This is a genomic window from Paraglaciecola arctica BSs20135, assembly GCF_000314995.1.
Lineage (GTDB): Bacteria > Pseudomonadota > Gammaproteobacteria > Enterobacterales > Alteromonadaceae > Paraglaciecola > Paraglaciecola arctica.
In genome coordinates, this window is the sequence record NZ_BAEO01000018.1 from 83472 (window position 1) to 109934 (window position 26463).

Genomic DNA, 26463 nt, shown 5'->3' on the forward strand with positions numbered 1-26463 from the left:
CAAAGCAACATTGACTACTTCAGTTGCGCCAATTTTCGTTTTAAACCGTCTAATGGGAAGCCCTGCCCATAAGCTGTTTTAGCGTATTTTCTGGCCTTGTCGATGTCTCCCATGTCTAAATAAAGCAGTCCAAGATTATAGTTGATCTCGGCATTCAAAGGTTGATACTGCAATGCAATTAAATACTCTGTCTCTGCTTGATTAGTTTTGCCTAGTTTAATCAAGTGCATGGCGTATAACATGTGTGATATGGCATCTTTAGGTTGAAAATAGATAGCGCGTTTAAAGAAACATTCGGCGGTGTAATAATCTGGGTTATAGAGTTCGCCATTTTTAAGTCTATTTCTATCCCGCATTTCTAATTTTGACATAGCATATAGTGCACGATGATAGTTAGGGATGGCAGTTAGTGTGTAAATAATATCGCCATGAAGGTTGGTAGAGCTCTTTCCTCTAATCAACCGTTCTACTTCAGGAGTAAAATGTGCACCTAGAACAATTGGGAGCTTAGAGGCATGCTCCGGATTAGTAAAATCCCACGGACCATACGAACTTGATAAAGGTTGATTATTAACAATGCCACAGGTTGCATTATTATAAGTTTTGGCTAATATCGTTGTGGAAAATAAAGAAATAGTTAAAATAACAAGGCTGTAAAATCGATAAAAGTACTTCACTTAATTATTCCTATTTTTTCGATAAATTTACGTAGACTAATAATATTGTTAACTTACCATTTATTGGTTGAATAAATGAAGAAAAATAACTTCCTTATCCGCGTATCAAAAATTTATTGTACACTCCCCAGGCATCCATCGCTGAAATTGACCTGTTTTTAGGCTTGGATTTTGAAGTTAACCAAATGCAGAAATCTGAACATGACAGCGCCATTATTTCTAAAGGCGAAACATGGAAATGTAAATAAATCCTTAATGACAGAATGATTATCCGCATGACAAAATATTGAGGTTAAAATTTTATCTGTACGGTTTAATACAAGCAGCGTATTTAAAATTAAATGGCAAGCTACCTTTTTAGTACACTAGGTGATGATTAACTATGAAGTACCATGGGCTAATTTGAACATCTTATTTACTAATTTTTTTTCTGCCGAATCGGGTTTGCCACTTATCCACCACAGTCCAATTAAACTAATCACATAAATCAGCGCTCCCAATAGGGCGTATGCAATGCAATATAGAATTGATGCTTGAATATCTATCGCAAAATAATCCGATTCCAATTGTACCAAGTGCGCTAATAGCAAGTACATTATGCCACTGGCACATATTGGTCTGAGAATGGTTCGCAAATAATCGGCTACCCTAAGCTGTATCATTTTGCAGGCGATAGTGACTGCTACCGGAAATATAATAAACGATACCAGTCCAGAAGCATAAGCGGCCCCAAGAACACCAAATAAAGATAAAAAGTAGATTAATATTGGGATGTAAATAATCAGCCGCAAAGTAAACAATACGGTTGTTATTTTAGGCCGGTTAATGGCCATGTAGACATAACCAATATTGGTATTCAGGGATACCGCTACACTGGATACGGCAATAATTTGGATCAGCAACACCGCACTCTGCCACTGATTACCCAGCATAATGGGCACTAGTATTGGGGCCAGTACAGCAACGCCGACACCAGCGGGGATAGCTAAGATAGCGATTGAAGAAACAATGTTAAGAAATAACTGACTTAAAGCTGATTGATCAGAGGAAACCTTAGTATAACCTGGGTAACTGGCACGGTTTATTGGTGCAATCAGTTCACTGGTTGGTAATGTGGCAATTTCATTACTGACTGAAAATAAGCCTACGGCCTGCGGGTTGATAATTTTACCTATGATTAAATCATGGGCTCTGTTATTCATAAAAAATAACAAATTATTTAGTAATAGCCATTTGGAAAAACGAAATATAGCTTGCACCCTCTCAAAGCAAAATGACGGCCTGTATGGACTCATTAGGTAGGATAGTATCAGGCTGATGAAAGAAGAAGAGAGCATTCCAAATACTAACGCCCAGTAGCTTTGTAACGTAAAGGCCAATGAAATCGTAATTAGGGTCGAAAGGACTTTAACGATAAGTTGAAATTTGAATTCCTTGTTGAATTGGAAATGTTTCCTGAAATCAACTAACCCAATATTTTTTAATGAATTAATCAGAAACAATAACGCCAAAGCGAACATGACCTCGATTAGTCTTTCATCATTATAATATTGAGCCAACGGGAAGGTAACCAAACACATAAGCAGGCTTGCAATAAATCCAAACATTACCTGCATAGTCCAGGCTGAATCGTAGTCGGCTTTGCCGGCATGTTGATTTTGGATTAACACCATATCGAAGCCAAATGCATTAATTAACTCTAAAAATGCATATATCGTCATAGCTATCGCGATAATACCAAAGTCTTCTGGCACTAACAGTCTTGCCAATACCATAGTACTCAGCAGACCTATAAATTTAACTGACATCCTTAGCGCAACCATCCAAATTGCACCTGAAAAAACTTTACTACCTATATCTTCTGTCATTAAAATCCGTTAAATATACGGTCATTTACCCAAATTAAATTTCACAATATGAAATTGCTGTATCGACGCAATTCTGTCGGCTAAACTATCAGCTAGAAAAGAATAATGCATTGAAAATAATAAGTTTTTATTTGAGATTTCTATATTGATAATGTTATACCTGTTTATCACTTACTATTGTTGTTCATCCTAAATGAATCAAAAGCATAAAATTTTATATATTGCCTATCACTATCCCCCGATTTTGGGCAGTAGTGGTGTACATCGCACTTTGGCTTTTACAAGGTTTTTAGCTGAAAAAGGATGGGATGTCACGGTATTAACTGCTTCATTAAAAGCTTATGAGCGTTGGTCTGAAGAACAACTGCAGTTTATTCCCGACAATGTTGAGGTTATAAGAGCCTTCGCACGCAACACTGCCAAAGATTTATCCTGGCGTGGTAAATATTTGGCTTGGATGGCATTACCGGATAATTGGCAAAGCTGGATTGTCGGTGGGGTAATTTCGGGCTTGTGGTCTATTTTAAAAAACAAACAAAATGTACTGGTTTCCACTTACCCTATCGCATCGGCTCATTTTATTGCTTACATTTTACATAAATTAACGGGGATCCCATGGATTGCTGATTTTCGTGACCCAATGGCACAAGCTGATTATCCTACAGAACCGGTAAAAAAACGCTGGTTTGAGTGGATTGAAAAGAAAATAATTAAGCATTGCAAATATGCGCTTATTACCGCTCCGGGAGCTAAAATCTTCTATGAATACAAATACCCTCAATGCAGCGAAGATTTTTGGCAGATAATTCCCAACGGTTTTGATGAAACATTATTTGCTGATTTGCATTCATCTCAGGATGCGGTAGATAATCAACCTAAAGTGATTCTACATAGTGGAGTGATTTATCCATCTGAACGCGACCCCACCGATTTTTTTAACGCGCTGGCTGAGTTACAAAATGAAGGTAGTATTTCCTCGAAGGATATTGTTATCCGTCTCCGTGCTACCGGACACGATGATCTATTTCGTAAACAACTGGCGGTGCTGAAGATAGATCAACTAGTACAATTGGAGCCCACAGTCCCTTATCGACAGGCATTGCAGGAAATGTTTGATGTTGATGGTTTATTGTTATTGCAGGCAGCTAACTGCAACTATCAAATTCCCGCAAAAGCTTATGAGTATATTCGGGTACAAAAGCCTGTATTAGCTCTGACCCCTAGCGAAGGTGATACTGGCCAGTTATTGCTACAAGCCGGTAATACAGTAATCGCACCATTAGATAATAAAGAAAGAATTAAGGTCGCTTTGATGGAATATATTCATCAGCTATCAAACACACATCCCAAAGTTATTGACAGTACGAAAATACAAAAATACTCAAGACAATTTCAGGCATATCGATTTACTCAGCTCTTAGATAATATAAAAGAATGATTTTTACAATTTTAATACATTCAACATGCGGTTAAAAAATAATTTATATTTATATTTTTTATTTTCTGTGTAATTACTTAAATAGAATATCAAAAATGGAACAACTACCCAGCACAATATTAGAGTGACTACCGAAGTAGGTTTATAGGGGACAATCGCTGAAATAAAAAACAATAGAGGCATGTGATACAAATACAGTGAGAATGTATGCGTCGCCATTTTTTGTATTGCAAATCCTATACTTGGTTTAAAGATGAAGATAGAACGACCAATATTTGTGAATGAGAATATATTTAATGCAACAAATAATGCCAATATGTAGTCACTCGCAAAGCGTTCGGCCGGTTCTAAAAGAAGAACATAGAAATCAGGAGGTAATAATACAGTCATGTAGGCATCAACGAAAGACTGAACATAACCGATGGAAAAAACTACAATCCCGATAATGGAAAATAAAAATAAAACTATTGCGACAAGGACTGAAACACTATGTTTTTGCGTTATTTTAAAGCACAGAACTCCAAAGAACCACATAGGCAAATATAAAAATACGCTTGGACCCATCAACAAAATAACTAAAAATAGTAAAGTGTATTTTTTAATTCCTTTCCCGAAAAAAATAATGCCAAAAAAACGTAATATAAAACCTCATAACCTAATGACCAGTAGGGTAAATTTGAAAAAAAAGGCCATGCCACCCAACTCTGATTTAAAAACGTCATTGCAGTAAGGATAGTTAGAATTTGATTGGAATTATCCGCACCTACTTTATCGAAAACTGCTGGATTAAGTTCAGCCCCCGCAAAATAGAGTGTAATTGTTAGAATTATAGCGGGGAATGCAACGGAATAAATTCTTGCTAATCTATTAACAATATACTCCGACCGTGTTTCTTTTTTGTCAATGCATACAAAGGCAATAACAAAACCGGATAACACAAAAAAGAACACGACAGCTTCGTGCCCCATTCCTCCAAACTGCCAGAACCAACCACCAGAAAAACCCGTTGCATGTGATGCAAATACAGCTAAAGCTGCGATAAACCGCATTAGATCGAGATAGATAGAAAGTTGGTTATTCATTGAGTTTTTCGATTGATATATTAATTACCCAATTAAAATATACATTTTTTGTATACGCTGATTTAGCAACAATAGAGTAAATCATGAGAGTGTTATAGGCCGTCAATGTTAGCAAACTGCAATACGAAACTCGAATTTTATTTTTCGATTCAACTTACCTACCAAATTTTAATCAACATACATTTAGTCAATCTACTCTTAAAGGGATCAGTGTTGTATGCAGTTGCAATGTACTGCGCAACCAGCATCCATGCAGAGCGGCTGACATTGCAGAACTTTTAAAAAAGAACTGAATATAGACAGCCTATACAACCAACTTAGTGGCCGCTTTGGGTTAATGCCGTTGACCTTAAGTAAACGTCATTAGGCTTTGGCTTGTTTTTTTGCGTGTGGATGAAAGAAAACCAACAGTGAAAATATATTACCTTGAAATGCTTGCAACAATTTAAAGCCAGTAACATTGTTAATAATTATTTAAGCGACAACGCTTTGGCAGCTCACCAAAGTGTGCATGTTGAGTATTATGGTGAGCTGATCATTGTTCCCTTATTTGGGGGAGTAATGGTGTATATCGCACTTTGGCTTTCACCCGGTTTTTAACTGCGAATGGATGGGATGTAGAAGCCCTCTCGGCGTCATTAAAAGCCTTTGATAAATGGTCATCGGGCCAAGTAATGTTTATCTTGGATAACATCACTGTACAGGCCAACTTTTAAGTAATGCCGGGCTATCTACCATTGCACCATTTATAATAAAGATAAGATTAAGGTCGCGTTGATGGAATATATTGATATATTAGCCAATCAAGTAAATACGGAAATAACCGTTCAACAACTTCATGCTTTTTCAAGACAGTTTCAAGCATTAAAATTTGAATAATTGTTGATGAAAATTTAATAAATAATTTATTCATAGTCTCAATTTACGATCCAGCATTGCTGATTAGATGGATAAATGCTCTTGTCACTACATACCTATGTGAGCATCATAGTTTGAATGTTGTGGTATTTGATGGAAGTGGGAAACGAAAGATGTACGGAACCTAAAATATTCTTGCGTCGGGTTCATATACCTAAAACGTCAATAATTATTTTCTTGATTGGAGGTGACCATAATAATGTTGCTCATCTTAAGTTATTACCTTAATTATAAGGAAGTTGTGTGGAAATTAATAATTCAAAAATTACTGTCATAATTCCCACTACGGCTGAATGGAAGCGGTTTGATGCTATTAAAAGAGCTGTAGAGTCGATACGCAAAAGTAGTGATGAAAAAGTGCTTATTATAGCGTCGGTCAATGGCAGCAAGTTCCATTTAGAAGTGTGTGAGTGGCTTAAAGCCCAACCTGATGTCATCTATATATACAATGATATTGGCTCTGCTCCCTTAGCCCATATTCGGGGACGTGAACTTGTCAAAACACCATACTTCAGTTTTTTGGATGATGACGATGAATATTTAAAACATGCGCTTGATATTAGGTTGAAAATATTAGAAGAAAATCAGAACGTGTCACTAGTGGTAACTAATGGTTATAGCGTTACTAAAAATGTACAAAACATACATTATAAAAATATGTGTAATGTAAATGAAGATCAATTTTATGCACTCTACCAAGAAAATTGGCTACATAACTGTAATCATTTATTTAGAACTGCAGATATAAAAATTGAGTTTTTCAAAAATTATGTCCAATATTTGGAATGGACATGGTTGGCATTCAAAATCTGCATAGCGGGGCTTAAAGTTGTTGCTATGGATGAAAAAACTTTTTTATATTATGACACAGAAGATTCTTTGTCTAAGAGTGATGCCTATAATGGTACTTTTCCAAAGCTTGCAAAAAAAATGCTCGCAATGTCCCCTCCAAAAAATATCAAAAGTCAGATTACCTATAAATTGGCAGAGCACTTTCATTTTTACTCGGTACAACTGTTGAAAAGTGGAAATGTAACTATGTCTCTTAAATACCATTTGAAAAGTATATTTCAATATAGAGGCTTCAAATATTTGTTATACACTCGATACATTATTTTTCCGACATTGCTTAAGTACGCAGCATAATACTGGGAAATTTAATTGTTGCTATAACCTTTTGGTTTAGCAACAATAGTCATGTTCATGGAAGTATTGAGTAAATATAATGAGTTTATCTGTTGACAAAAAACACTTAGATATAGTGTTTTCTGAGAAGTTCCGCTGCCAAGTTATTGGTGGAGAAAATAATAAAGTCAGCCATTTCGAAAGTAAGGAATTAGATGTTGCTTACAGCGGCAATATGCAACTCGACGAGCATAACTGCACTGCCTCTTACGTCGCACAACAATATCAGGCCAACCAAAATGTCGGTGAGCTATTCAACAGTCTTACTGGTGCATTTTGGTTGTTAATAGTTGATAAAACTAATCAAAAAATAGTATTAGTGAATGATCATGTTGGCATTCAGCCTTGTTATTTTTCAGTACAGAATGATTGTTTGTATATCAGCGATTCACTCAAGTTAATTAAGCAGCAAGATATTGTTAGTTGTACATTATCGCCCCAAGCGATTTACAACTATTTTTATTTTCACTGTATCCCAGCACCTGACACTATTTACAAAGAGTGTTTTAAGTTGGCCCCAGCAAATGCCGTTACTTTTGATGCTCACGGTTCTTCGGTTACTCAAAACCTTTACAGTCCTAAGTTTGCCAAACACATTGAGGATCAAGCCGTCGCTCAACAAGAATGTTTAGCCATAATTGAACAGGCGGTGGCACAACAAATTACCCCGGATTGTGGCGCATTTTTAAGTGGTGGCTTGGATAGTTCAACCGTGGCAGGTATGTTATCTAAACATCAGCAACCAGCTAAAACCTTCTCCATGGGTTTTGAAGTGCCTGCTTACGATGAAACAGCTTATGCGAAAATAACCGCCGAGCATTTTAAGACACAACATGAAATTTTATATTTAAAGCCAGATATGGCAGCTAAAGAATTTGTTAAAGTGGCACAGTACTTTGATGAACCCTTTGGTAATTCATCGGCTATGGCCGCGTATTTTTGTGCCACTTTTGCCAAAGAACATGGCGTTACTCATTTATTGGCCGGTGATGGTGGCGATGAGTTATTTGCGGGTAATGAACGTTATGCCAAGCAAAAAGTGTTTGAACATTTTCATCAAGCACCTAAATGGTTACAAGCCTTGCCGAGACTCGCGTTTGATAATCCGTTAACAGCTAGTATCCCTGGACTTAAAAAAGTTACCAGTTATATTCGACAAGCCGATGTGCCCTTGCCGGATAGGATGGAAAACTACAATTTTATTAAACAGCTTGGTGCTGAAAATATGTTTCCAGCAGCCTTTTTGTCAGAAGTTGATCAAGAACAACCGATTGAGCTTAAGCGTGAGCGTTATCGCCAATGTAGCAATGATGATCCCGTCGATGGCATGTTGTATCTGGATTGGAAATTTACACTGGCAGATAACGACTTAGTCAAAGTGACTAAAATGTGTGAGTTAGCCGGTGTAACAGTGGATTTTCCGTTATTAGATCGCAGGTTAATCGATTTTAGTTGCACTATTCCCGCTGAAGTAAAGTTGCCCGGTGGGCAATTACGTGACTTTTATAAAAAATCCTGCAAAGGCTTTTTAAACGATGCCACATTAGAAAAAAGCAAGCATGGCTTTGGCTTGCCTTTTGGGGTATGGATGAAAGAAAACCAGCAGTTAAAAGATATTACCCTGAAATGCTTACAACAATTTAAAGCCCGTAACATTGTTAATCATTCTCTTATCGACAATGCTTTGGCGGCTCACCAAAGTGTGCATGCCGGTTATTATGGCGAGCTGATCTGGATAATGGTTATTCTGGAGTTATGGTTACAGGGTAACGAATAATCATGTTGCACTGGATGCTGAAACAACTAGGGCTAATTACGAGTAAAAATAAACTAAGTATCTTGATTTATCATCAGGTATTTTCCCAAAAAGATCCGATGCGGCCCTCGGAGCCAGATACAGCAGAATTTGCATGGCAGATGGCGTTATTAGGTAGGTATTTTAACCCTGTGGCGCTGCCCCAAGCTATTGAATTACTGAAAGTTGGAAAATTACCCGCCAACTCAGTTTGTGTCACCTTTGATGATGGTTATTTGAATAACTTAACTGTGGCTCAACCTGTTTTGCAGCAATACAGCATTCCCGCCACCGTTTATATTGCGACTGGTTTTAGTTCTGGTGGCAATATGTGGAATGATCGATTAATTGACTTGATTGGGAACCCGTCAATATCAGAATTTAATTTGTCGGCGCTGCAATTAGCAACTGAACAAGTTAGTGATATTAGCAGTCGTCGTCAGCTAGCCTATAAACTTATCCCATTGATTAAATATCAAGATTACCAGCAACGTATCAATATTATCGACCAGTTATACACCGATAATCAGGCCAATGAAGTGGCTAATAAAATGATGACGCCAGATGAAATAAACCAACTCGCGAAACTGGGCGTCGATATTGGCGCGCACACAGTTGATCACCCCATTTTAGCAAGCCAGAATGAAGGGCAACAAAAACACCAGATTGAACAAAGTAAACAGCAATTGGAACAATGGTTAAATAAAGGTGTTAACGGATTTGCTTACCCCAATGGTAAGCCTGTTGAGGACTACCCTCTCAGCGCAGTGGATTTAGTGAAACAATCCGGCTTTGAATATGCAGTATCTACAACCTCTGGTTTGTCAACACCCGTATCCGATTTTTATCAGCTAAATCGATTTACGCCTTGGGATAAAACTCCGCTTAAATTCCATCTGCGGATGATTAGAAATATGTTGGGTATTTAAATGACGTTATTTTTTACAACACCAATTGCAAATGCTAGAGATTACCCATTGCCACACATTTTAGGGTTACCTTCTACCCCTGAAATTACTACTGCGTCAAAACGCTGGTTATTGAATGTTAATAATCATATATACACTATGGATAGTGCTCGATCAGGTTTGTATATTTTAGCTACAAGTCTACGTAGCAAATCAGTATGGTTGCCAAGCTACCATTGCCCAGCATTAGTTGAACCTTTCTTAGCTGCTGGAATTACAGTTAATTTTTACCCAATATGTAGTGACCTTAAACCAGATTTTAATTTTCTCAATTCAAATGTTGGGAAGTTCGAAAATATCGTAGGTATTCGCTATTTTGGTTTTGATTGTGGTATTGAAAAATTATCTGAGTTTTGTAAAAAAAATCAAAATATCTTAATTGAAGATCTGGCTCATGCAGCTTTCCCATCTCATATATACGGACAGGCGGCAGTCACCAGCTTAGTAAAATTTTATCCATTATCATCTGGCGCGGAATTAATTGTTAATAGTAATTTTGAAGCTATTGAAAAGGTACAAGAAAATTATGCAAATTTGCCAAAAAAGTTTGTCCAGCAATTTAACAACTTGTATAGAAAAGTTAAGTGTAAATTAGGCTTCCTTAAAAAAAAGCAATGGTTGTATTTGGATATAGATTCAATGACTAGCTGGATATCAGCAGCAGATGAATTGGTGTTGAGCTATACCGACCACATTAATGTTAAAAAAGTTAGACGAGATAACTATCAAGTTTTGGCGAACAGACTAGCAAACAATAAATATGGGACAGTTCTGTTTCCTGAATTAGATTCTAATACCGTTCCTTACGTATTACCGTTTTTAATTCACGACGAGGCTGTATTTGTCAAAATGAGAAAAGCGGGCATACAGATTTATCGATGGGAAGAGCTGGCTGAATCTAGATGTCAGCAAAGTAAACTATATAGGCAAAAGATAATTCAAATTCCATGCCACCAGAATATAGAACAGTCTGATATTGATTACATTATTCAAGTATTAAATCAGTAAGTCTAAATTTTTGAAATTTATGACATATTGTAAATTAGGGAAGTTCATGAATAGCAATATATTAAAGAGCGTTACAGAAATTGATGTATCAAATACCCAACATACTAATTTGAACTTACCCTTATTTCTCAATTTGGAATGGTTTAAAGAATTTGAACAGTATATTTTGCAAGATAATCAACAACCCTGTGTGTTGTTGAATACTTCTAAGGGCAGTCATCTCAGTTACATTCCATTCTTCACTTCTAAACAGCAATCTATGTTCAAAAGTAAGAAATTGATGAGTATGACTAATTATTACTCATGTATTTTTTCGGCTATTAATTTAGGGGAAGCTGAAGTCTCCATTGGAGAGTTGGTGAAAACACATTGTGATTTTTTAGTTGGTTTTGATGAAATTCATTTGAATTTTATTTATGAAAGCGAAATTGAAAGTTATGTAAAAGCTTTTAGTGATATTGGTTTCAAATGTTTTTCTTACACTGAAACCCGCAATTGGTACCACGATGAAATTGACTGTTTTGATTCGTTCTATTCTAATTGCTCAAAAAATATGAGAAGTAATACTAGGCGCGCGAAGGCAAAACTTGAGAAAGAAGAAAGTTTTGAAATTATTATCACTTGTGAAGATGATTTGGAAAATAAACTAAAAGATTATCATGCCGTCTACGAAGAGAGCTGGAAGCATGAAGAATCTCATCCAGAGTTTATCAATAGCATCGCAAGAATTGCTGCGATGCAAAATAAACTGAGGTTAGGATTTATTTACCATGATGGCTATCCTGTAGCGGCTCAGATGTGGTTTATCGATGATAATAACGCTTATATTTTTAAGCTTGCTTATAGGGAAAAATACGCGGACAGAAGCGTAGGTAATATTTTAACAATGGAGTTGTGCCGACATACAATTGAAAAAGATGGCGTTTCAACTATAGATTTCTTGACAGGTAATGATGAATATAAATCAAAATGGATGACAAAATCTCGTAACTTATGCGGAGTGAAAATTACTAATCCGAGACGGATATATGGTCTCATAGGAACAGCTAAAGAAAATTTGTCAGAGATTAAGCAGAAATGGAAAAAGTGAAGTAATGGGTAATATGAAAAATAGTATTCCGCTAGGAAAATGTTAGTGGTAACCGGCCATTTCATTCCTGCATCTAAAGGTAATATTTTACTGACTCAATATGGTCAATTAACCGATACCGCCATTTTATGCTTACCCTCGATTACTGAAGAAATGAACCTCGCTCGGGCAGTGGTGGCTAAACAGGCACACTATTTTGCCGCACAGGGTATTGCTACTGTGAGTTCGGATTATGCAGGTACAGGTGATAGCGAAGCCGAGTTTGATCAAGTAACCTGTGATGATTGGTTACAAGATATTGTTTGTGCAGGTCAATGGATGATGGCGCAAGGGGTGAAACAAATTATTGTATGGGGAATTCGATTCGGTTCTTTATTGGCATTGACTCACCAGCAAACGCTGGCAGCTCAACTACCCATAGTGGCGCAATTACACTGGAAACCCGTTATGAATGGCAAACAGTTTGCCAGCCAGTTTTTAAGAATAAAACAAGCCAGTAATATGATGACAAACAGTGCCGAAAAAACCAATTGGCGCGAACATATTCTTGCTGGAAATACTGTTGAAGTGGCGGGTTATCCGCTAACGGCCAAGCTGTTAGAATCGATTGAAGCATTAAAAGTGACTGCTGATTTTCAGCCAATTACTCCCTTGGTCTGGATTGAGTTGGCGGCTAAATCGGCCACACCAGCGGTGGCTCGTTATATTGACAATTGGTCGTCTGAAAGTTGCCAATTGCAGTGTATAAACACTCCGGCTTTCTGGCAAATTCCTGAAGTATTTGATTTGCCCGAGTTATATCCACTCAGCTTGGCTGGATTAAAACAATTGGAGATTATTTGATGGAATCCGCCATTAGTTTCAACATCAATCAACAATCAACACTGGGGATTTTGCATCGCCCTGAATCAGCCTTATCTACAGCTGTACTGATTGTAGTGGGTGGCCCACAGTATAGAGTAGGAAGTCATCGCCAGTTTTTGCAATTATCCCGTTTTTTAGCCACACAAAATATTATTAGTTTCCGTTTTGATGTTAGGGGGATGGGGGACGCAACCGGAGCAAAGCAGCCATTCGAACAATTGGACGATGATATTAAAGCTGCTACAGATTGTTTAATATCACAATGCCCTAATGTGTCTAAAGTGGTTATTTGGGGCCTATGTGATGCCGCATCAGCCGCATTGTTATACGCCCATCAAGACTCACGTATTGCTGGTTTAGTATTACTTAACCCCTGGTTACGCAACGAACAGGCTATGGCAAAGACCATGGTTAAATTTTATTATCTGCAGCGATTACTATCTAAAGCTTTTTGGCAAAAACTGCTAAGGGGTAAAGTCAATGTCGGTGGCAGCCTAAAAGAAGCCAAGGGCATGGTATCAAGCAGCATGCAAAAAGATGAGCAGGGCGACCAAAGCTATCAGCAGGGGATGTTATCTGGTGCACAGCAGTTTAGTGGCCCGGTGTGCCTGATATTAAGTGGAAATGATTTAACGGCCAGGGAATTCAGTGAACAGACCAACGCAAACAAAAAGTGGCAAGGCATAGTTAAAAATAACTGGCAGGCACACAAGTTAGTGGATGCCGACCATACTTTCTCTTCCCAAGGTTTCAAGCAAAAAGTTGAGCAGATTACGCTGCAATTTCTTATGGAGAATCAATAAATCTATTTGAAATAAATTTTCAATACCGGAATTACCGACTGTTCGATAGATTCCTTGCTTGCAAATTTCACAGCGCCATCGGTTCCTTGAATTATTAAGCCATAGTTTTGTATTTCATTGTGATACCAATTATTTACTAATGAAGTGATATCTATGGTAACCGTCCCGGCGGTATTGTCATCGTATAATATTGTTTCGCTAAACGGTTTCTCACTCATGAAATTACCGTCAATCCCGATCCAATCTCCTAGTTGCTCAACCCACAACTTATTTATATTAGTCTCAGCATAATCCCGTGTTGCGGTATATTCTCCCCAAGACTTGCCTACAGCATATATATTAATATTGATGTTGCCATATTCAGCAACCGTCATAAGTTCAAGTTCGGCTTTTTCAATTTCTATGCCTTGAGCAAGTTGTTGCACAGGGAAGTGTATGATCACATTACTATTGGTAGACACTTCAAGATCCTGAGTTCCACCCTGGTTTTTATAGGTTGAGCGATTTAGCTCCACATCTGCCGTAGAATACAGCGCTACATATGCAGTTGATGCATCATCAGAGGGAGCCGGTATGCCTAGCTCAACTTCATCAGACAATGGCGTTAAACCTTTCTCGACTCGTCTTGCTGCAACGCGATATTTATTTATTACTCCTAAGCTGGGTGATGTATGTAAAAAGAAGCTATTTTTTGTTTCAGCAATTTTTGATCCATTTAAATAAACTTCAAAGACATCCAAATCAAGACCATCGTAATTCCAACTAAGTTCAACGCTGTTGTAGTAATTCAACTGTGCCTCTAGCCCGGTAGGCTTAGTGCTTTTGACTAGTGTCACTTTCAATTTTGGACTCTGTGACCCGTCCAGTGACTCTTTGGTGGCTATTGTAAATATTGCTCCATCAGACGTTAGAACTAATCCGTTGTTAGGCGATAACCCGTTAATCCAACGATGTACCAAACTGGTAATATCTAATTCTACAGCTGAAGCGATATCATCATCTTCAATATATACCTGAGCAAAAGGTTGTTGCCCTTGAATAGTTAAACTTTTGTCCAACCAATCACCATTCTGATTATCCCAATACGCGTTTGATTTATTGTCAACAAAGTCACGGGTCACACTGTCTTCAAACCAAGGTTTGCTAATAGCATAGACATTCAGATTTCCATTACCGTATTCAGCTACTGTAGTCACCTGCAAAATGGCTTTTTCAATCTCATATCCTTCTGGGATCCGATCAAAGGCGAAGCGAATAATGCCATTAGAGATTTGGCTAGTTTGCATATCTTCAGCATCGCCAAAATTACGATAAGTTGAGCTATTCAGCATGCTGTCAGCAACAGGAGGTAAACTGTATTCGGTTTGTTTCACTGTTCCAATTTTTATGTTGACAACCAAAGGGGGAGATATAGGTGATATAAATTCGTCTGTATATACACCGGCAATAGCAAACACGTACTGATCAACAGCAATGGTTAAAGGCAAGGTATAATAAGCTCTATCTGTGTAAGTCAGTGGCTGATTATTAAGGAATATTCGGTATCCAGCCAATCCTGGCGTATCTATTTCAGGTAATTTCAATTCAATACTTTGACTTGAAGAGGAAATTAATTCAGGCGCTTTAGGCGCAGTCTTTTGTACAACTGTATCTGGTAGATGAGTGGGGATTTCGTCAGTTGTTGGAAGTTTTATCGCAATTTGTCTGGCAACAGAGCCGCCTTGGCCAGTGCAATCCATCCGCACATTACCTGCATTGTCGATTTGTACCCTTGCCTGTCCACTGAGAGATAAACTACCTTGCCATAAGCCACTTGCTGTACAAGTATCAGCATTTTGAGTTTGCCAATCAATGTCAATCGACTCTCCACTATTAACTGTTGTTTGACTGACTTCCAGATTAATATCAGGTGGCAATACTGTAGTATTTGTCATGCCTCCTACGGGGGCCTCGGTGCTCACTACCATCTGATCGAGATAAACCTTGCCGTCATTGCAGTTTCCGTATACACCACCTTTGTATAGACCTAACCAAACCAAACGATTATGCAAAAAGTCATGGCCTGGCAAACGGAAATTCATATTATTTTTTTGAAAAGATAGTTTGCCATTGACCCAACCACGAACAATGCCGTCATCTTCACCTTCACTGTTCATTTGGATCTGCATTTCGACTTGATACCATACGCCTGGTTCAAAGATACCTTCTTCTCCCATACCACAATCCATATTGCTAGGGTCACTCTCACAGCTACCGTTACGTTTACCGCTTTGTCCCAGATCATTTTGATCCCAAAATGCGGCATCACCGGTATAATCATGTTGATTGGTATGATAAATATATGAACCAAAACGGGTTATCGCATTAGGTTTGCTATCACAAACATCTCTTTCGCATGCAGAATAGATAGCTCGCGCGGACCAACAGTTTTCCCCATCAGCCCGAGCACCACCATTACCGCATTGTCCCACAGGATCCGCCCAAGTCCGAAAATCGGCAATACCGGGAAATTTACCCCCAGCGCCTTTAACTTCACCTTCGGAGCTACACATTTCAGGTGTCCAATCATCGCCGATTTTAATGTAATAACGTAAATACAGGTTATCTGGAGCTTGATTGGCATTTAACAAAGGCCAGTAGAGGCTAAGACCACTAGTTTCACCTTCATTCATATTTACTTGTAGACACTTGCCGGATACACAACCCGTGTTGATAACTTTGGTGTTCTTAACTCGACTATCTTTGGCTAATCTAGGGTCATTAACAATGGGATCTTGCAAATATTCATGATCTTTGTACCAAGTATCCGATTCCCAACCTTCACAAAATACTACATCGTCACGATCAGACAACTGACTTTCTATTTCACAATCGCCTAAATTATTTAGAGCTGCGATCACCGGAATTTCAAACGTGGTAACAGGCCCCATTGGGCTGATATTACCAAAGGAATCAAATGCCTTTATTGAAATCGTATATTCAGCCCCTTGGTTAAGAGATGGTATTTTTAATTCGGGGTTGCGTGTTTTTTTGTATAGCACGCCATTGATATAAACTTCATACCCATCAACACCAAAATTATCACTACTGGCATTCCAAGTGATTTTTGCTTTACCTGGATAGGGATGTTCTATTTGGATGCTACTTACAATACTGGGTGCTTGGTTGTCGCCTCCCGTCGGTATTTTAAGTTGATATACATTTTCTTGCATGCTATTGACTAGAAAAAAGCTGTCTGTCGCAGGGTTATAGACAAAACGCCCAAATGTACCAGCAGCAATTTGTGGCCCTGGGTCACCTTGAATAGCAAGACTATGCCATTCTCTCTCCTCATCCATATAGTAGACACGACCATCCCCGGACCAGGCGTAGTAACGTTGAGTGCGGGAATCAAATGTTAATCCTGGCGCATTTATGCCTGTTATATATTTGCCATCCAAGGTAGTCGGTAATTCAATGCGTGGATACCCTCGATCTTCATCAAGTTCGTACATTACATTGTGGCCACCACCAATGACTAGCATCGTATTGTTGATAGGATCAATGGCGGCATTTGCCCCACCTCCAATAGAACTGCTCCCCTTTAGTTTTACATATTTTCCACCGTTATCATCGTAGTTATAAGAAAACAATGCGGCTCTGTCATGCAAATAAATTTTGCCATTCCCAGTATGATAGGCGGATACTATTCCATATACGTTCTGTGGGATATCACCAGTTGACTGGTCAATTTTCCAACGGTTAGTTTGTGGATCGAAAATCCAGGTATTCTGATCAGAATTTGACAGCCTGCCCGCTAGGGCACCGGACAATGCCCAAATTTTATTGGCATGGTCAATAAATGCCATTCCACCATAAGTATGTCGGCTATTGGGTTGGCTACCATCAAAAGGCGCTAACTCGCTTTGAGCTGGTATTGCATTTGGATCTGCAGGTAAACCGGGGTCGGTTATCCGAAGAATCGTTTGATTCTGCAAGTTAATTCTATAGAGTTCATTACCGTAATAATCATGATGCCCGCCTCCCCAGATATAAAGGTGCTGTTTTACCTTATCCAGTGCTCCACTGTTCCATGCTTTTATGACATAGGAGCATTTATCATTAAAATTATAGTCATACCCATTAAAGTTGTTTTCAGGACAAACCGTTTGAAGTTTAGTGTTTGCTAACTCAGACCAGCCAACATTATCAGTTTCTTGCGCTAAACTATTGAAACTAAACATACCTAAGACTGCAAATCTTAAGATATATTTGATTGAACTACAGGTGGGCATGATTTAATTAACTCCGGTCTTTGAAAGTGAGCGCCAATTATAATACACAGTAGCGAGATTACAGGTACGCAGTTTAATAACTCAGCACAATATTGGATACTTAGCCTATAAATACTTGCGTATGAAATGCAATGTTGTCGCTCAGGATTTATCAAGGATAAATCCTGAGCGACTCATCTTTGACCTAGTAATCAAGTACCATGTATTGCAGTATAAAAATGTAACTGCGGATCATGGTTTATTCAAATCCACTGGCCGCTTAATATATCACTATTTATATTCAAATAACCTTCCAGATTCTGTTTTTTGCTGAACTTCCACCAAAACAATGGCAATATACTGTCTATGGAAAAATCACCATACAAAACAAGGGGAAAGGCTTGAAAATATCATCTAAACAAACGTGGATTAGCGGAATAATGTTGGCAATTGCTAACATTATTGCCTGCATTGTAGGTTTTCATCTTAGCCGACACTACAAAATCATCCCAGATACCCTTGTGCATTTACCGGACATCCATGTCGGTCACGCAGATATGGTACAGATGATCAGTATTTTCGCAGTTGTTTTTATCTTACAAATTCTACTATCCCATATTATTAATAAATCGGGCTTTTTTATTAATGGAAAGCGCTTTGCAAATGAGTATTTTGGTTTTTTAAATGCTTATACCGTTGCTTCTTTGTATGTTTTTTTGGCAACGACAATTAACTATGATCCACAATTTGTTGCCATCATTGGCGTTTTATCGACATTATTTTATCTATTCTTGTATCTTATTTTGGCTTTTAGCTGGCAGAAACAGTCTGTTATGGTGAGTTTGAAAATTGCTATCTTTTCATTGCTGAAGAAAACGGTAACTTTCGCTGGGGTTTTCACCTTACTATTTTTTCTAACTCCATTAGTATTAGGTAAAGCTTTTACGTCAGATCGTGATATCGCCAACCAAATTACCCAAATCCGCATCTGGTTTAATCCAGAGCCTGAATCGGAGTGGGGTTTAAAAAACCTATATCCGGGGATTAAGTTTGCCCAGCCGGTTTTAGTTACTCAATCCGCAGGTCAACTCGATGCTCTTTATGTGCTGGAAAGAACCGGCCGAGTAATGAAAGTGTCTTATCCTGAAGATAATGAAGCAGATGTAATTCTGGATTTTTCAGATAAAATGGATGAAATAGAAATGGAAAACGGGGCTGTTGGTCTGGCATTTCATCCTGATTTTCCAGTTCAACCATATGTATATATTTACTACACAGATACTCGCCCTGCAAATGGACAGCTAAATCAATTAGTCCGTTTTAATATCGAATTAGCTACTTTAGAAGAAAGAAACAAGTCAGAAACATTAATCATTTCAATGCAACGTGAAGATGATGGATTCCATAATGGTGGTTCAGTGGAATTTGGCCCCGATCGTATGTTATATGTTGGGCTTGGTGAAGGTGTGCATCCTAAGGGGCAGGAATTGTCATCGGAAGTATTGCGCTCAGGCATCATTCGTATTGATGTATTAAATGAAACCAATGATTCATTGCCTCCTCAACCATTTAAGTATGGGGAATTAGGAAATTACCGAGTACCTTCTGATAACCCATTTATAGGCAGAGACGATATTCGCAACGAATATTGGGCACTTGGTCTGCGTAATCCTTTTCGGTTTAATTTTGATCCTGTCACCGAGCAGTTATGGGTTGGTGACGTTGGCTCAACAATATGGGAAGAGGTTAATAAAATTGAAAAAGGCGGCCATTACCAGTTTCCGGTAATTGAAGGTTATACAACTACAGGAAAGAGCGGCTGGGAGGCGCTTGGTTTAACTGAGCATCCTCCTATTTATACTTACCAACATTCAGCTTATGATCGGGCAATAATTGGTGGTGTGGTAGCTCGAGGGGATAAATATCCCTCCTTGAAAGGCCTGTATATTTTTGCTGATAATTACTCATCAAAAGTATTTGCAATGCCTACTGATGAAAATAAGGTAGAAAATGTTAATACTATTGCACGAGCCAACCAGTATGCACAACGAGGCGTTAGCTCTGTCAAGCAACTGCAAGGTGGTGGCTTGGTTTTCACTACATTAGGGACGGCTAGCGAACATGGTGGAGAAGTACTTTTGTTGGTTAAAGCCCAAGATGCCGATGCTGATATTGTCGAAGATGAAGGTAGCAAAGTTCCTAAAAATTACGATGAAACCATAACCGCTCCTTTATTTGCGGTAAATTGCGCTCGTTGTCATGGTGCAGTGGGTAAAGGTGATGGTCCGGACTCATCAATGTTAGGTGTCCCAATGCCTGACCTGACTTCTCCTATGTTCCACAATGGTAAATCCAAAGACGTATTGGTGAGTGTTATCCGGGATGGTGGTGCGCAACATGGATTGAGCCCAATGATGCCACCATGGGGAGGCTTTTTAAAAGATGAGGAAATAGAACATCTGGCAATTTATTTGCAGAGCTTGCCAGAAAAACACCATCATCATTAATGAGGTTGCGACTTTGCTCCGGTGTATTGACAGGTAACTATTAAATTATCTAAATGTACCTGGAGCGGTGTTGCTGTTTTATCTTTAAATAAAGAAACCTGAGCTTTTATCAACGACTCAGTTGAAAGTGAAGATTCCGCTTAATATTATTAAACAATTTGCAACTGACGTTTATTACTTAAAAAAGTTCGTCTAATAAGGTGTGTTAATGGACTATAACTCGAAAACTAATCGATGGATTAATTACAGTGTAGGGGGCATTGCACTCTTACTCATGCTGTTAGGTGTTAGCGCTTTTCCAAGTTTTCAGTTATTAATTGTTGCCCTAGTTGGTTTAGTGATTATTAGTTGTTACTTTGTACCAACGGCATGGTTGCTTATTTTACCTAGCATTATTGTGCTGGTAGATTTGTCGTCGTGGACAGGTCGGTTTGTTTTTAACGAATTTGATTGGCTAGTATTAAGTGTTATTGCTATAGGCTTTTTGAGACGTTCAAATTTTTGCAATCCTTTAAACCGTTCAAGCCCAGAAACTCAGCTTAGTGTAAGTTATAAAAAATATAGCCTACCGCTATTGCTTTTGGCACTTGTTGTCATTCATTTTAATTTTACTTCTTTAATTTCTCTGTTATCGCAGCCGTTATTTGCTAATCCTTATTATTTTGATGCTTATCATGTGAAAGTTGGCAAAGGGATTATTTATGGTTTTATTCTTGCAATATTATTGACTCGTCAATTTAATCAAAATTCCAATACAGTAATTAGCCATTTAGCGTTAGGGAGTTGCTTTGCGTCATTCGGTTTGTTTACGCTGGTGTTATGGGAACGTGGTACGCTTTTTCAAGTGTTTAACGCTACAAATTGGTGGGCGCTGGCCAATTCGTTTTTAGACTTTACATCTTCTTACCGTGTTACTGCACTTGTCTCGGATATGCATACAGGTGGCGAAGCATACGACGGTATTATTTTAACCTTGATACCACTTAATTTATTAGGTTTTTTTTGGTTTAAAAAACACAGTCTACGGCTATTGTCTGTTTGTGCCTTAATGGCTGTTTGTTATTGTGTTTTGGTGGGCTTTACACGCACGACCTATTTTGCGACGGCATTAAGTATTGGTTGTTTTGTCTTATTGTATACCTTCGTTATTGTTAAAAAGCAAAATCAAAAAAAATACGCATTAAGTGATCATTTAATGACGGCGTTATTAATTGTTTTTAGTTTTGTGCTATTTAAAAATGCGGGTTATGCCGGCTTAGTTATTTACTGTGGTGTTTTATTTGCTGCTATAGCAATCTGTTTATTGTCGACACGCATAGGTATAAATAAAGTTATCGTACAAGTTGTGTTTGCGCTTATTACCCTTTTGGGTATTTTGCTATCGCTACAGCAAGCAGGTGAAAGTAAATGGATTACCTCAAGTACTATTGGCAACATTAGTATTATTGTCGGTATTATAGTTACCACTGTGCTGAGTTATCGATTTTATATTTACAATCAGTCTTTGCTGATATCTAGCAAATTTTATCATGCAGTCGGCGTTATTATTAGCTCGGTTTTATTGAGTGCGGTTGCTGGTGGTTATCAAATAAATGCCCGAGTTAACAATATATCTGCCGATTTATCAACACGTTTCGAGCATTGGAGTGATGTTGTTAACTCATCAGATAATGGTGTTTTAACAGTGCTCTTTGGCAATGGTGTTGGTAGCTTTCCGCTTAACTATGCTCTTAATTATCCTGATAAAGTAAAAGATGTTGGTGGATTTATTGTTCGCCAAGATAGCTTGGTTTTAGGCCGTGGTGACGATTTAGCTTTTGGCCAACGTGTAGATATTTTGCCTAATACTGAGTATGTCATTAGTTTTGAAGGGCAAGCTGAGCAAAGTACTGAACCAGACACCAATACTAAGGGGCGAATTGGTTTTTTCTTGTGTGAACGAAACTTGATATTTGCCAGTAATTTTAATGCTAACTGTGTTGCCCATGCTTTAAATATAGATGAGGAATATAATTCCTATCGTTTTGAACTTAACTCAAAAAATGTTGGTAGTAAATCGATGGCGTTTTTACGTTGGCCAACGACCTTATATATTAAAAACTTTTCAAAACATGGCAATGTAAGCGTTAAGCAAATTTCGTTAAAAACAGCTGAGTTCGCTGATGTTAACTATGACATGAACAGTAGTGAGTTATTACAAAATACTGACTTTAATCAAGGTGTGGATTATTGGTACTTTTACAACGATTTTAAACATTTACCTTGGCATATTAAAAATATTTATCTGAGTGTTTTTTATCAATTTGGCATTGTTGGCTTTATATTATTGGCGTTTATGTTTTGTAAAGCCATGTTACTCGAACAGAATAATCCGCATTTAAATGTCTTAAAAATTACTTTTATAAGCTTATTAGCTGGGATGTTACCCTTTGGGTTATTTGGCGATCCGTTTGATTCGTCTAGAGTTAGTACCTATTTTTTTACCTTGGCCTTTGCAACTTACTTACTGACTAATGCTAAAATACGGGATCAATTAAATCCTAAAAACACCAAAATTATTCTCGGTGTTACCGCTGTTTTAATTACTGTGTTGATAATAGGTATATTTAGCGTGCGATATTATTTTCAACAATCAGCTATCTCACTTATTAAAGCTAATGTATTGACAAACATATCTGCAGTAGACGCGGGACAATCAGATCAAACCTCAACTAATGATGCCAAATTTAGCGTATTGCAAAAAGCCCTTCCTGCGTATGATTTTTGGCGAGGGCAAACCATTGGTCCAAATGATTTTGGTGAAAAACAATATCAGAGTGAATGGGAATCACTTGATAAAAAACGCTTGCATCGAGTCATTAGTGAAAGTGAGTTTTTGAAAGCGGTTACTAAGGCCTCGGCCGGAGATATTATTGAGTTAATGCCAGGTAACTATGTGTTTTCTGGTAGGGCTATTAATATAACGGCTAAAGGGCGACCTGATTTACCTATAATTATCCGCTCTTCTGTATTAGGCGAAGTTACTTTAGCATTTAACTTACTAGAAGGTTTTAAAGTTTCAGGACCTTATTGGCAGATAAATAATTTAATTATTAATGGTGTATGTAAAGTCGATTCGCAATGTGAGCATGCCGTACATGTTGTTGGTGGGGCAAGTCACTTTAGTTTTGAAAATAATATTGTTACTAATTTTAACGCCGCGATTAAAGCAAATCAGACTGAAAGCCAATTTCCAGATTACGGAAATATTACATCAAACGCCTTTTATAACGTAACGCCTAGAGAAACGGGCAATCCCGTTACAGTATTAGACTTGGTTGCTGTAAGTAATTGGAATGTATCCGGTAACTTCATCGCGGATTTTGCAAAAGGTGCGGGCGATAATATTAGTTATGGTATGTTTTTTAAAGGTGGTGGTGAGAGTAATGTTATTGAAAACAATTTGATCGATTGCCAATGGCGTAATAGTGGTGGAGTTAATATTGGCGCTTCTTTTGGTGGGGGAGGCACCCAGGCAAAATATTGTCGCGATAAACAATGTCAAAGTGAACAAAGTGATAGCTTATTTAGAAATAACATTGTGATGAATTGCTCTGATGTAGGGTTATATATTAATAAAAGTAAGCATATTACCGTATTCAATAACTTGTTTTATCGAACACGCGGCATAGATGTTCGTTATAAAGAGTCGTCAGCCATTATTAAGAATAATATTTTGGATGGTCGAATTAACAAGCGAGATAATGCTACCGTTATCGAAAGTAATAATGTCTCTGACTTTTTAACGTCACTGGCCTTGGACTCTACTGTAGAAACTATTTTTTCTGATCCAGAAAAAGGTGATTTTACTGTAAAACAAGCGGGAAGAGTTGAATTACAAGGCGAGGGAAATAATGCTTTAGGTATTGGTTTTTGTGGAAATGCGCATAGTAAAAATGTACCTAATATAGGGCCATTTGAGACATTGGCTTCTACTCACTGTCATTCAAGTATTAAATTGCTGATCACAGAACTGTAATTTTTGAGGATTGAATCGCTACAGCCTAAAAGAGGCAAATTTGATGGATAACCATCAGAAGGTGCAGTGGTATTGGGAGCCCTCTCATTATAATGCATCGTTAGGAGAATTGATGCTAACGGATATGTTTTCTCCACAACAACAAAAGCAGTTCGGAAGAAAGTTAAATATTGAAAACATTGATAGGATTTTATCATAAGATAAAAACGGTGTGAAATCTTCAAAAGACGCTTATTTCACTTTGTTAAATAATCTGAATTCCGGTTGAATAGGTTGGGATTGAAGCAGAGCGGGACCGAAGCTGCTCCCACCCCAACCATGGTTCCATATAAATACAAACGTATTTACTGTGCAAGAACCAACTTAAATAGATGTTTTTACTACTCGAGAATCACTCTAGCTCGAGTAAATAAGTCACTTATTTAAAGCAATATCTCGCTTACATGGGGATGCCCTAAAAAATCTTGGGGGCTAGCCGTAGGGCCGTAGGCACCAGATTGGAATACTACGAGCCAATCGTTCAATTCGGCTTGTGGTAGTTGCATTTTGTCTGCCAGTGTATCGAGAGGGGTGCATAAAGGCCCAACTGCAGTGACTTTTTCATCTGACGCTTCTGCTCCCATTTTATTGCCGATAGCGACGGGATAGTTTTTGCGAATGACTTGGCCAAAGTTGCCTGAATTGGATAAGTGGTGATGTAAACCGCCGTTGGTCATCAAATATGTGTGGCCACGGGATACCTTAATATCTGTGATGCGAGAGGCATATATTCCTGCCTCAGCTACTAAAAACCGGCCTAATTCGAAGATTAATTCGAGTTTGGCCAATTTGGGATATTGCGCAAGTAATTGTTTAAGATTCTCACCTATAGGCGCCAAATCTAATCGCTTTTCACCGGGGAAATAGGGGATACCCATACCGCCACCGAGATTTAAGGTGACAGTTGGAGTAGGGGTTATGTCCACCAGTTTCTGGGCTAAAGCAAAGGTATTATTGTGAGCGTCGATTATGGCTTCTTGTTTAAGGTTTTGTGAACCCCAGAAAATGTGAAAGCCTCGAAATTCAAATTGCTGGTAATCTAACTCAGGTAATATTTCAAAAAGACGTTCTTCATCTATGCCAAACTGTTTGGGGCCGCCGCCCATCTTCATGCCTGATGCTTTTAATTCAAAAGCGGGATTCACCCGAAAAGCAATAATAGGTTTAGTGTTCAGTTCTTTGCCTATATTAATGGCTCGTTCAAATTCCAGTTCAGACTCGACATGCAAGGTGATACCCGAAACTATGGCTGCGCGGATTTCAGATATTTGTTTGGCTGGACCTGCAAAACTAATGTCGCGACTGGGCATGCCAGATTGGATGGCCAGTAACATTTCTTTCTGAGAGGCCACATCGAAGCCTTCTACCCAAGGGCGCATTGCATTAATCAATGGCAGATAAGGGTTGGCCTTAATAGCGTAGTGCAGCTTGATGTTTGAAGGAATATGGCGATGAAAAATATCAATTTGAGCCTTCACTACTGCTTTGTCATAAGCATAGTAAACTTGTTTGTCTAGCATATCGGCAATCTTGTCGAGTGAGTACCCGCCGATCTGAAGTTGACCTTCGCTTACCGGAAACTGGTTCATCTCAGCATGTACTGGAGGTATTTTACTCATGTTTTCTCTCAACTAATTAAAATCTATATTCACCACTGATATCACAGTGCAAATCTTATTATCAATATTCACTACAACCACTAAATAAAAACTTATTATTACCACAGAGACACGGAGGTCGCAGAGAAAATGATAAAATCAATGTTTTATACAACAAAGATTCTCTGTGCACTCTGCGCCTCTGTGGTTACTTTATCTTGTAAAAACGTATATTCACCGCAGAGACACAGAGGTCGCAGAGAAAATGATAAAATCAATGTTTTATACAACAAAGATTCTCTGTGCACTCTGTGCACTCTGCGCCTCTGTGGTTACTTTATCTTGTAAAAAC

The 26463-nt window shown here is 38.2% G+C and carries 18 protein-coding genes; 12 read left to right on the top strand and 6 right to left on the bottom strand.

The genetic code is table 11. The features are described from left to right. Window positions 1-14: 14 nt before the first annotated feature. The gene (locus GARC_RS07550) at window positions 15-677 is read right to left on the bottom strand and encodes a tetratricopeptide repeat protein (protein ID WP_007618481.1); all 663 of its coding nucleotides are present in this window, start codon (window positions 675-677) and stop codon (window positions 15-17) included. 380 nt (window positions 678-1057) lie between these two features. Then, window positions 1058-2545, bottom strand: a complete 1488-nt coding sequence (locus GARC_RS07555) for a lipopolysaccharide biosynthesis protein (RefSeq protein WP_007618483.1) — start codon at window positions 2543-2545, stop codon at window positions 1058-1060. 193 nt (window positions 2546-2738) lie between these two features. On the opposite strand from GARC_RS07555, the gene GARC_RS07560 reads away from it, so the two are divergent. Then, entirely contained in the window at window positions 2739-3983 is a 1245-nt protein-coding gene (locus tag GARC_RS07560; RefSeq protein ID WP_007618484.1) for a glycosyltransferase family protein, read from the top strand. Window positions 3984-3986: 3 nt separating this feature from the next. Here GARC_RS07560 and GARC_RS07565 read toward each other — a convergent pair whose 3' ends face one another. Then, window positions 3987-4547 (bottom strand): hypothetical protein, encoded by a 561-nt coding sequence (locus GARC_RS07565; protein WP_153810888.1) that lies wholly within the window; start codon window positions 4545-4547, stop codon window positions 3987-3989. Between the two features lie 11 nt (window positions 4548-4558). Beyond that, window positions 4559-5065: an acyltransferase family protein gene (locus tag GARC_RS07570; RefSeq protein ID WP_039989060.1), complete on the bottom strand. Its 507-nt coding sequence runs from the start codon at window positions 5063-5065 to the stop codon at window positions 4559-4561. Window positions 5066-5500: 435 nt separating this feature from the next. Here GARC_RS07570 and GARC_RS26705 point away from each other — a divergent pair, with 435 nt between their 5' ends. The 8 genes from GARC_RS26705 (at window position 5501) to GARC_RS07605 (ending at window position 13696) form a co-directional block, all read left to right on the top strand. Further along, window positions 5501-5665 (top strand): hypothetical protein, encoded by a 165-nt coding sequence (locus GARC_RS26705; protein WP_007618485.1) that lies wholly within the window; start codon window positions 5501-5503, stop codon window positions 5663-5665. Window positions 5666-6226: 561 nt separating this feature from the next. Further along, window positions 6227-7129: a glycosyltransferase family A protein gene (locus GARC_RS07575; RefSeq protein WP_007618488.1), complete on the top strand. Its 903-nt coding sequence runs from the start codon at window positions 6227-6229 to the stop codon at window positions 7127-7129. 79 nt (window positions 7130-7208) lie between these two features. Then, window positions 7209-8945 carry an asparagine synthetase B family protein gene (locus tag GARC_RS07580; RefSeq protein WP_007618494.1) on the top strand — a complete coding sequence of 579 codons (1737 nt, stop codon included), beginning with the start codon at window positions 7209-7211 and terminating at the stop codon, window positions 8943-8945. Between the two features lie 2 nt (window positions 8946-8947). Beyond that, a complete protein-coding gene (locus GARC_RS07585) occupies window positions 8948-9892 on the top strand; it encodes a polysaccharide deacetylase family protein (RefSeq protein ID WP_007618496.1) in 945 nt (314 codons plus the stop codon). Then, complete coding sequence (locus GARC_RS07590; RefSeq protein WP_007618498.1) at window positions 9893-10939, top strand: aspartate aminotransferase family protein; 1047 nt, start codon at window positions 9893-9895, stop codon at window positions 10937-10939. It begins immediately after the preceding gene. 46 nt (window positions 10940-10985) lie between these two features. Further along, window positions 10986-12029: a GNAT family N-acetyltransferase gene (locus tag GARC_RS25885; protein WP_007618500.1), complete on the top strand. Its 1044-nt coding sequence runs from the start codon at window positions 10986-10988 to the stop codon at window positions 12027-12029. A gap of 45 nt (window positions 12030-12074) precedes the next feature. Continuing rightward, entirely contained in the window at window positions 12075-12872 is a 798-nt protein-coding gene (locus tag GARC_RS07600) for an alpha/beta hydrolase family protein (RefSeq protein WP_153810890.1), read from the top strand. Beyond that, on the top strand, window positions 12872-13696 hold the full coding sequence (locus GARC_RS07605; protein WP_007618505.1) for a hydrolase 1, exosortase A system-associated: 825 nt from the start codon (window positions 12872-12874) through the stop codon (window positions 13694-13696). The genes GARC_RS07600 and GARC_RS07605 overlap by 1 nt, the downstream gene beginning before the upstream one ends. A 2-nt stretch (window positions 13697-13698) precedes the next feature. Here the strand turns inward: GARC_RS07605 and GARC_RS07610 are convergent, their stop codons facing one another. After that, a complete protein-coding gene (locus tag GARC_RS07610) occupies window positions 13699-17919 on the bottom strand; it encodes a DNRLRE domain-containing protein (protein ID WP_007618507.1) in 4221 nt (1406 codons plus the stop codon). Between the two features lie 431 nt (window positions 17920-18350). Between GARC_RS07610 and GARC_RS07615 the strand changes: the two genes are divergently transcribed. The 3 genes from GARC_RS07615 to GARC_RS26710 all read left to right on the top strand — a co-directional run bounded on the left by GARC_RS07615 (window position 18351) and on the right by GARC_RS26710 (window position 24673). Then, window positions 18351-20456 carry a PQQ-dependent sugar dehydrogenase gene (locus GARC_RS07615; protein WP_039989064.1) on the top strand — a complete coding sequence of 702 codons (2106 nt, stop codon included), beginning with the start codon at window positions 18351-18353 and terminating at the stop codon, window positions 20454-20456. A 208-nt stretch (window positions 20457-20664) separates the two neighbouring features. Next, complete coding sequence (locus GARC_RS25890) at window positions 20665-24474, top strand: polysaccharide lyase domain-containing protein (RefSeq protein WP_007618515.1); 3810 nt, start codon at window positions 20665-20667, stop codon at window positions 24472-24474. Window positions 24475-24517: 43 nt separating this feature from the next. Beyond that, entirely contained in the window at window positions 24518-24673 is a 156-nt protein-coding gene (locus tag GARC_RS26710) for a hypothetical protein (RefSeq protein WP_007618517.1), read from the top strand. A 223-nt stretch (window positions 24674-24896) separates the two neighbouring features. On the opposite strand, the gene GARC_RS07625 is transcribed toward GARC_RS26710, so the two are convergent. After that, on the bottom strand, window positions 24897-26132 hold the full coding sequence (locus GARC_RS07625; protein WP_007618519.1) for a pyridoxal-dependent decarboxylase, exosortase A system-associated: 1236 nt from the start codon (window positions 26130-26132) through the stop codon (window positions 24897-24899). Between the last annotated feature and the right edge of the window lie 331 nt (window positions 26133-26463).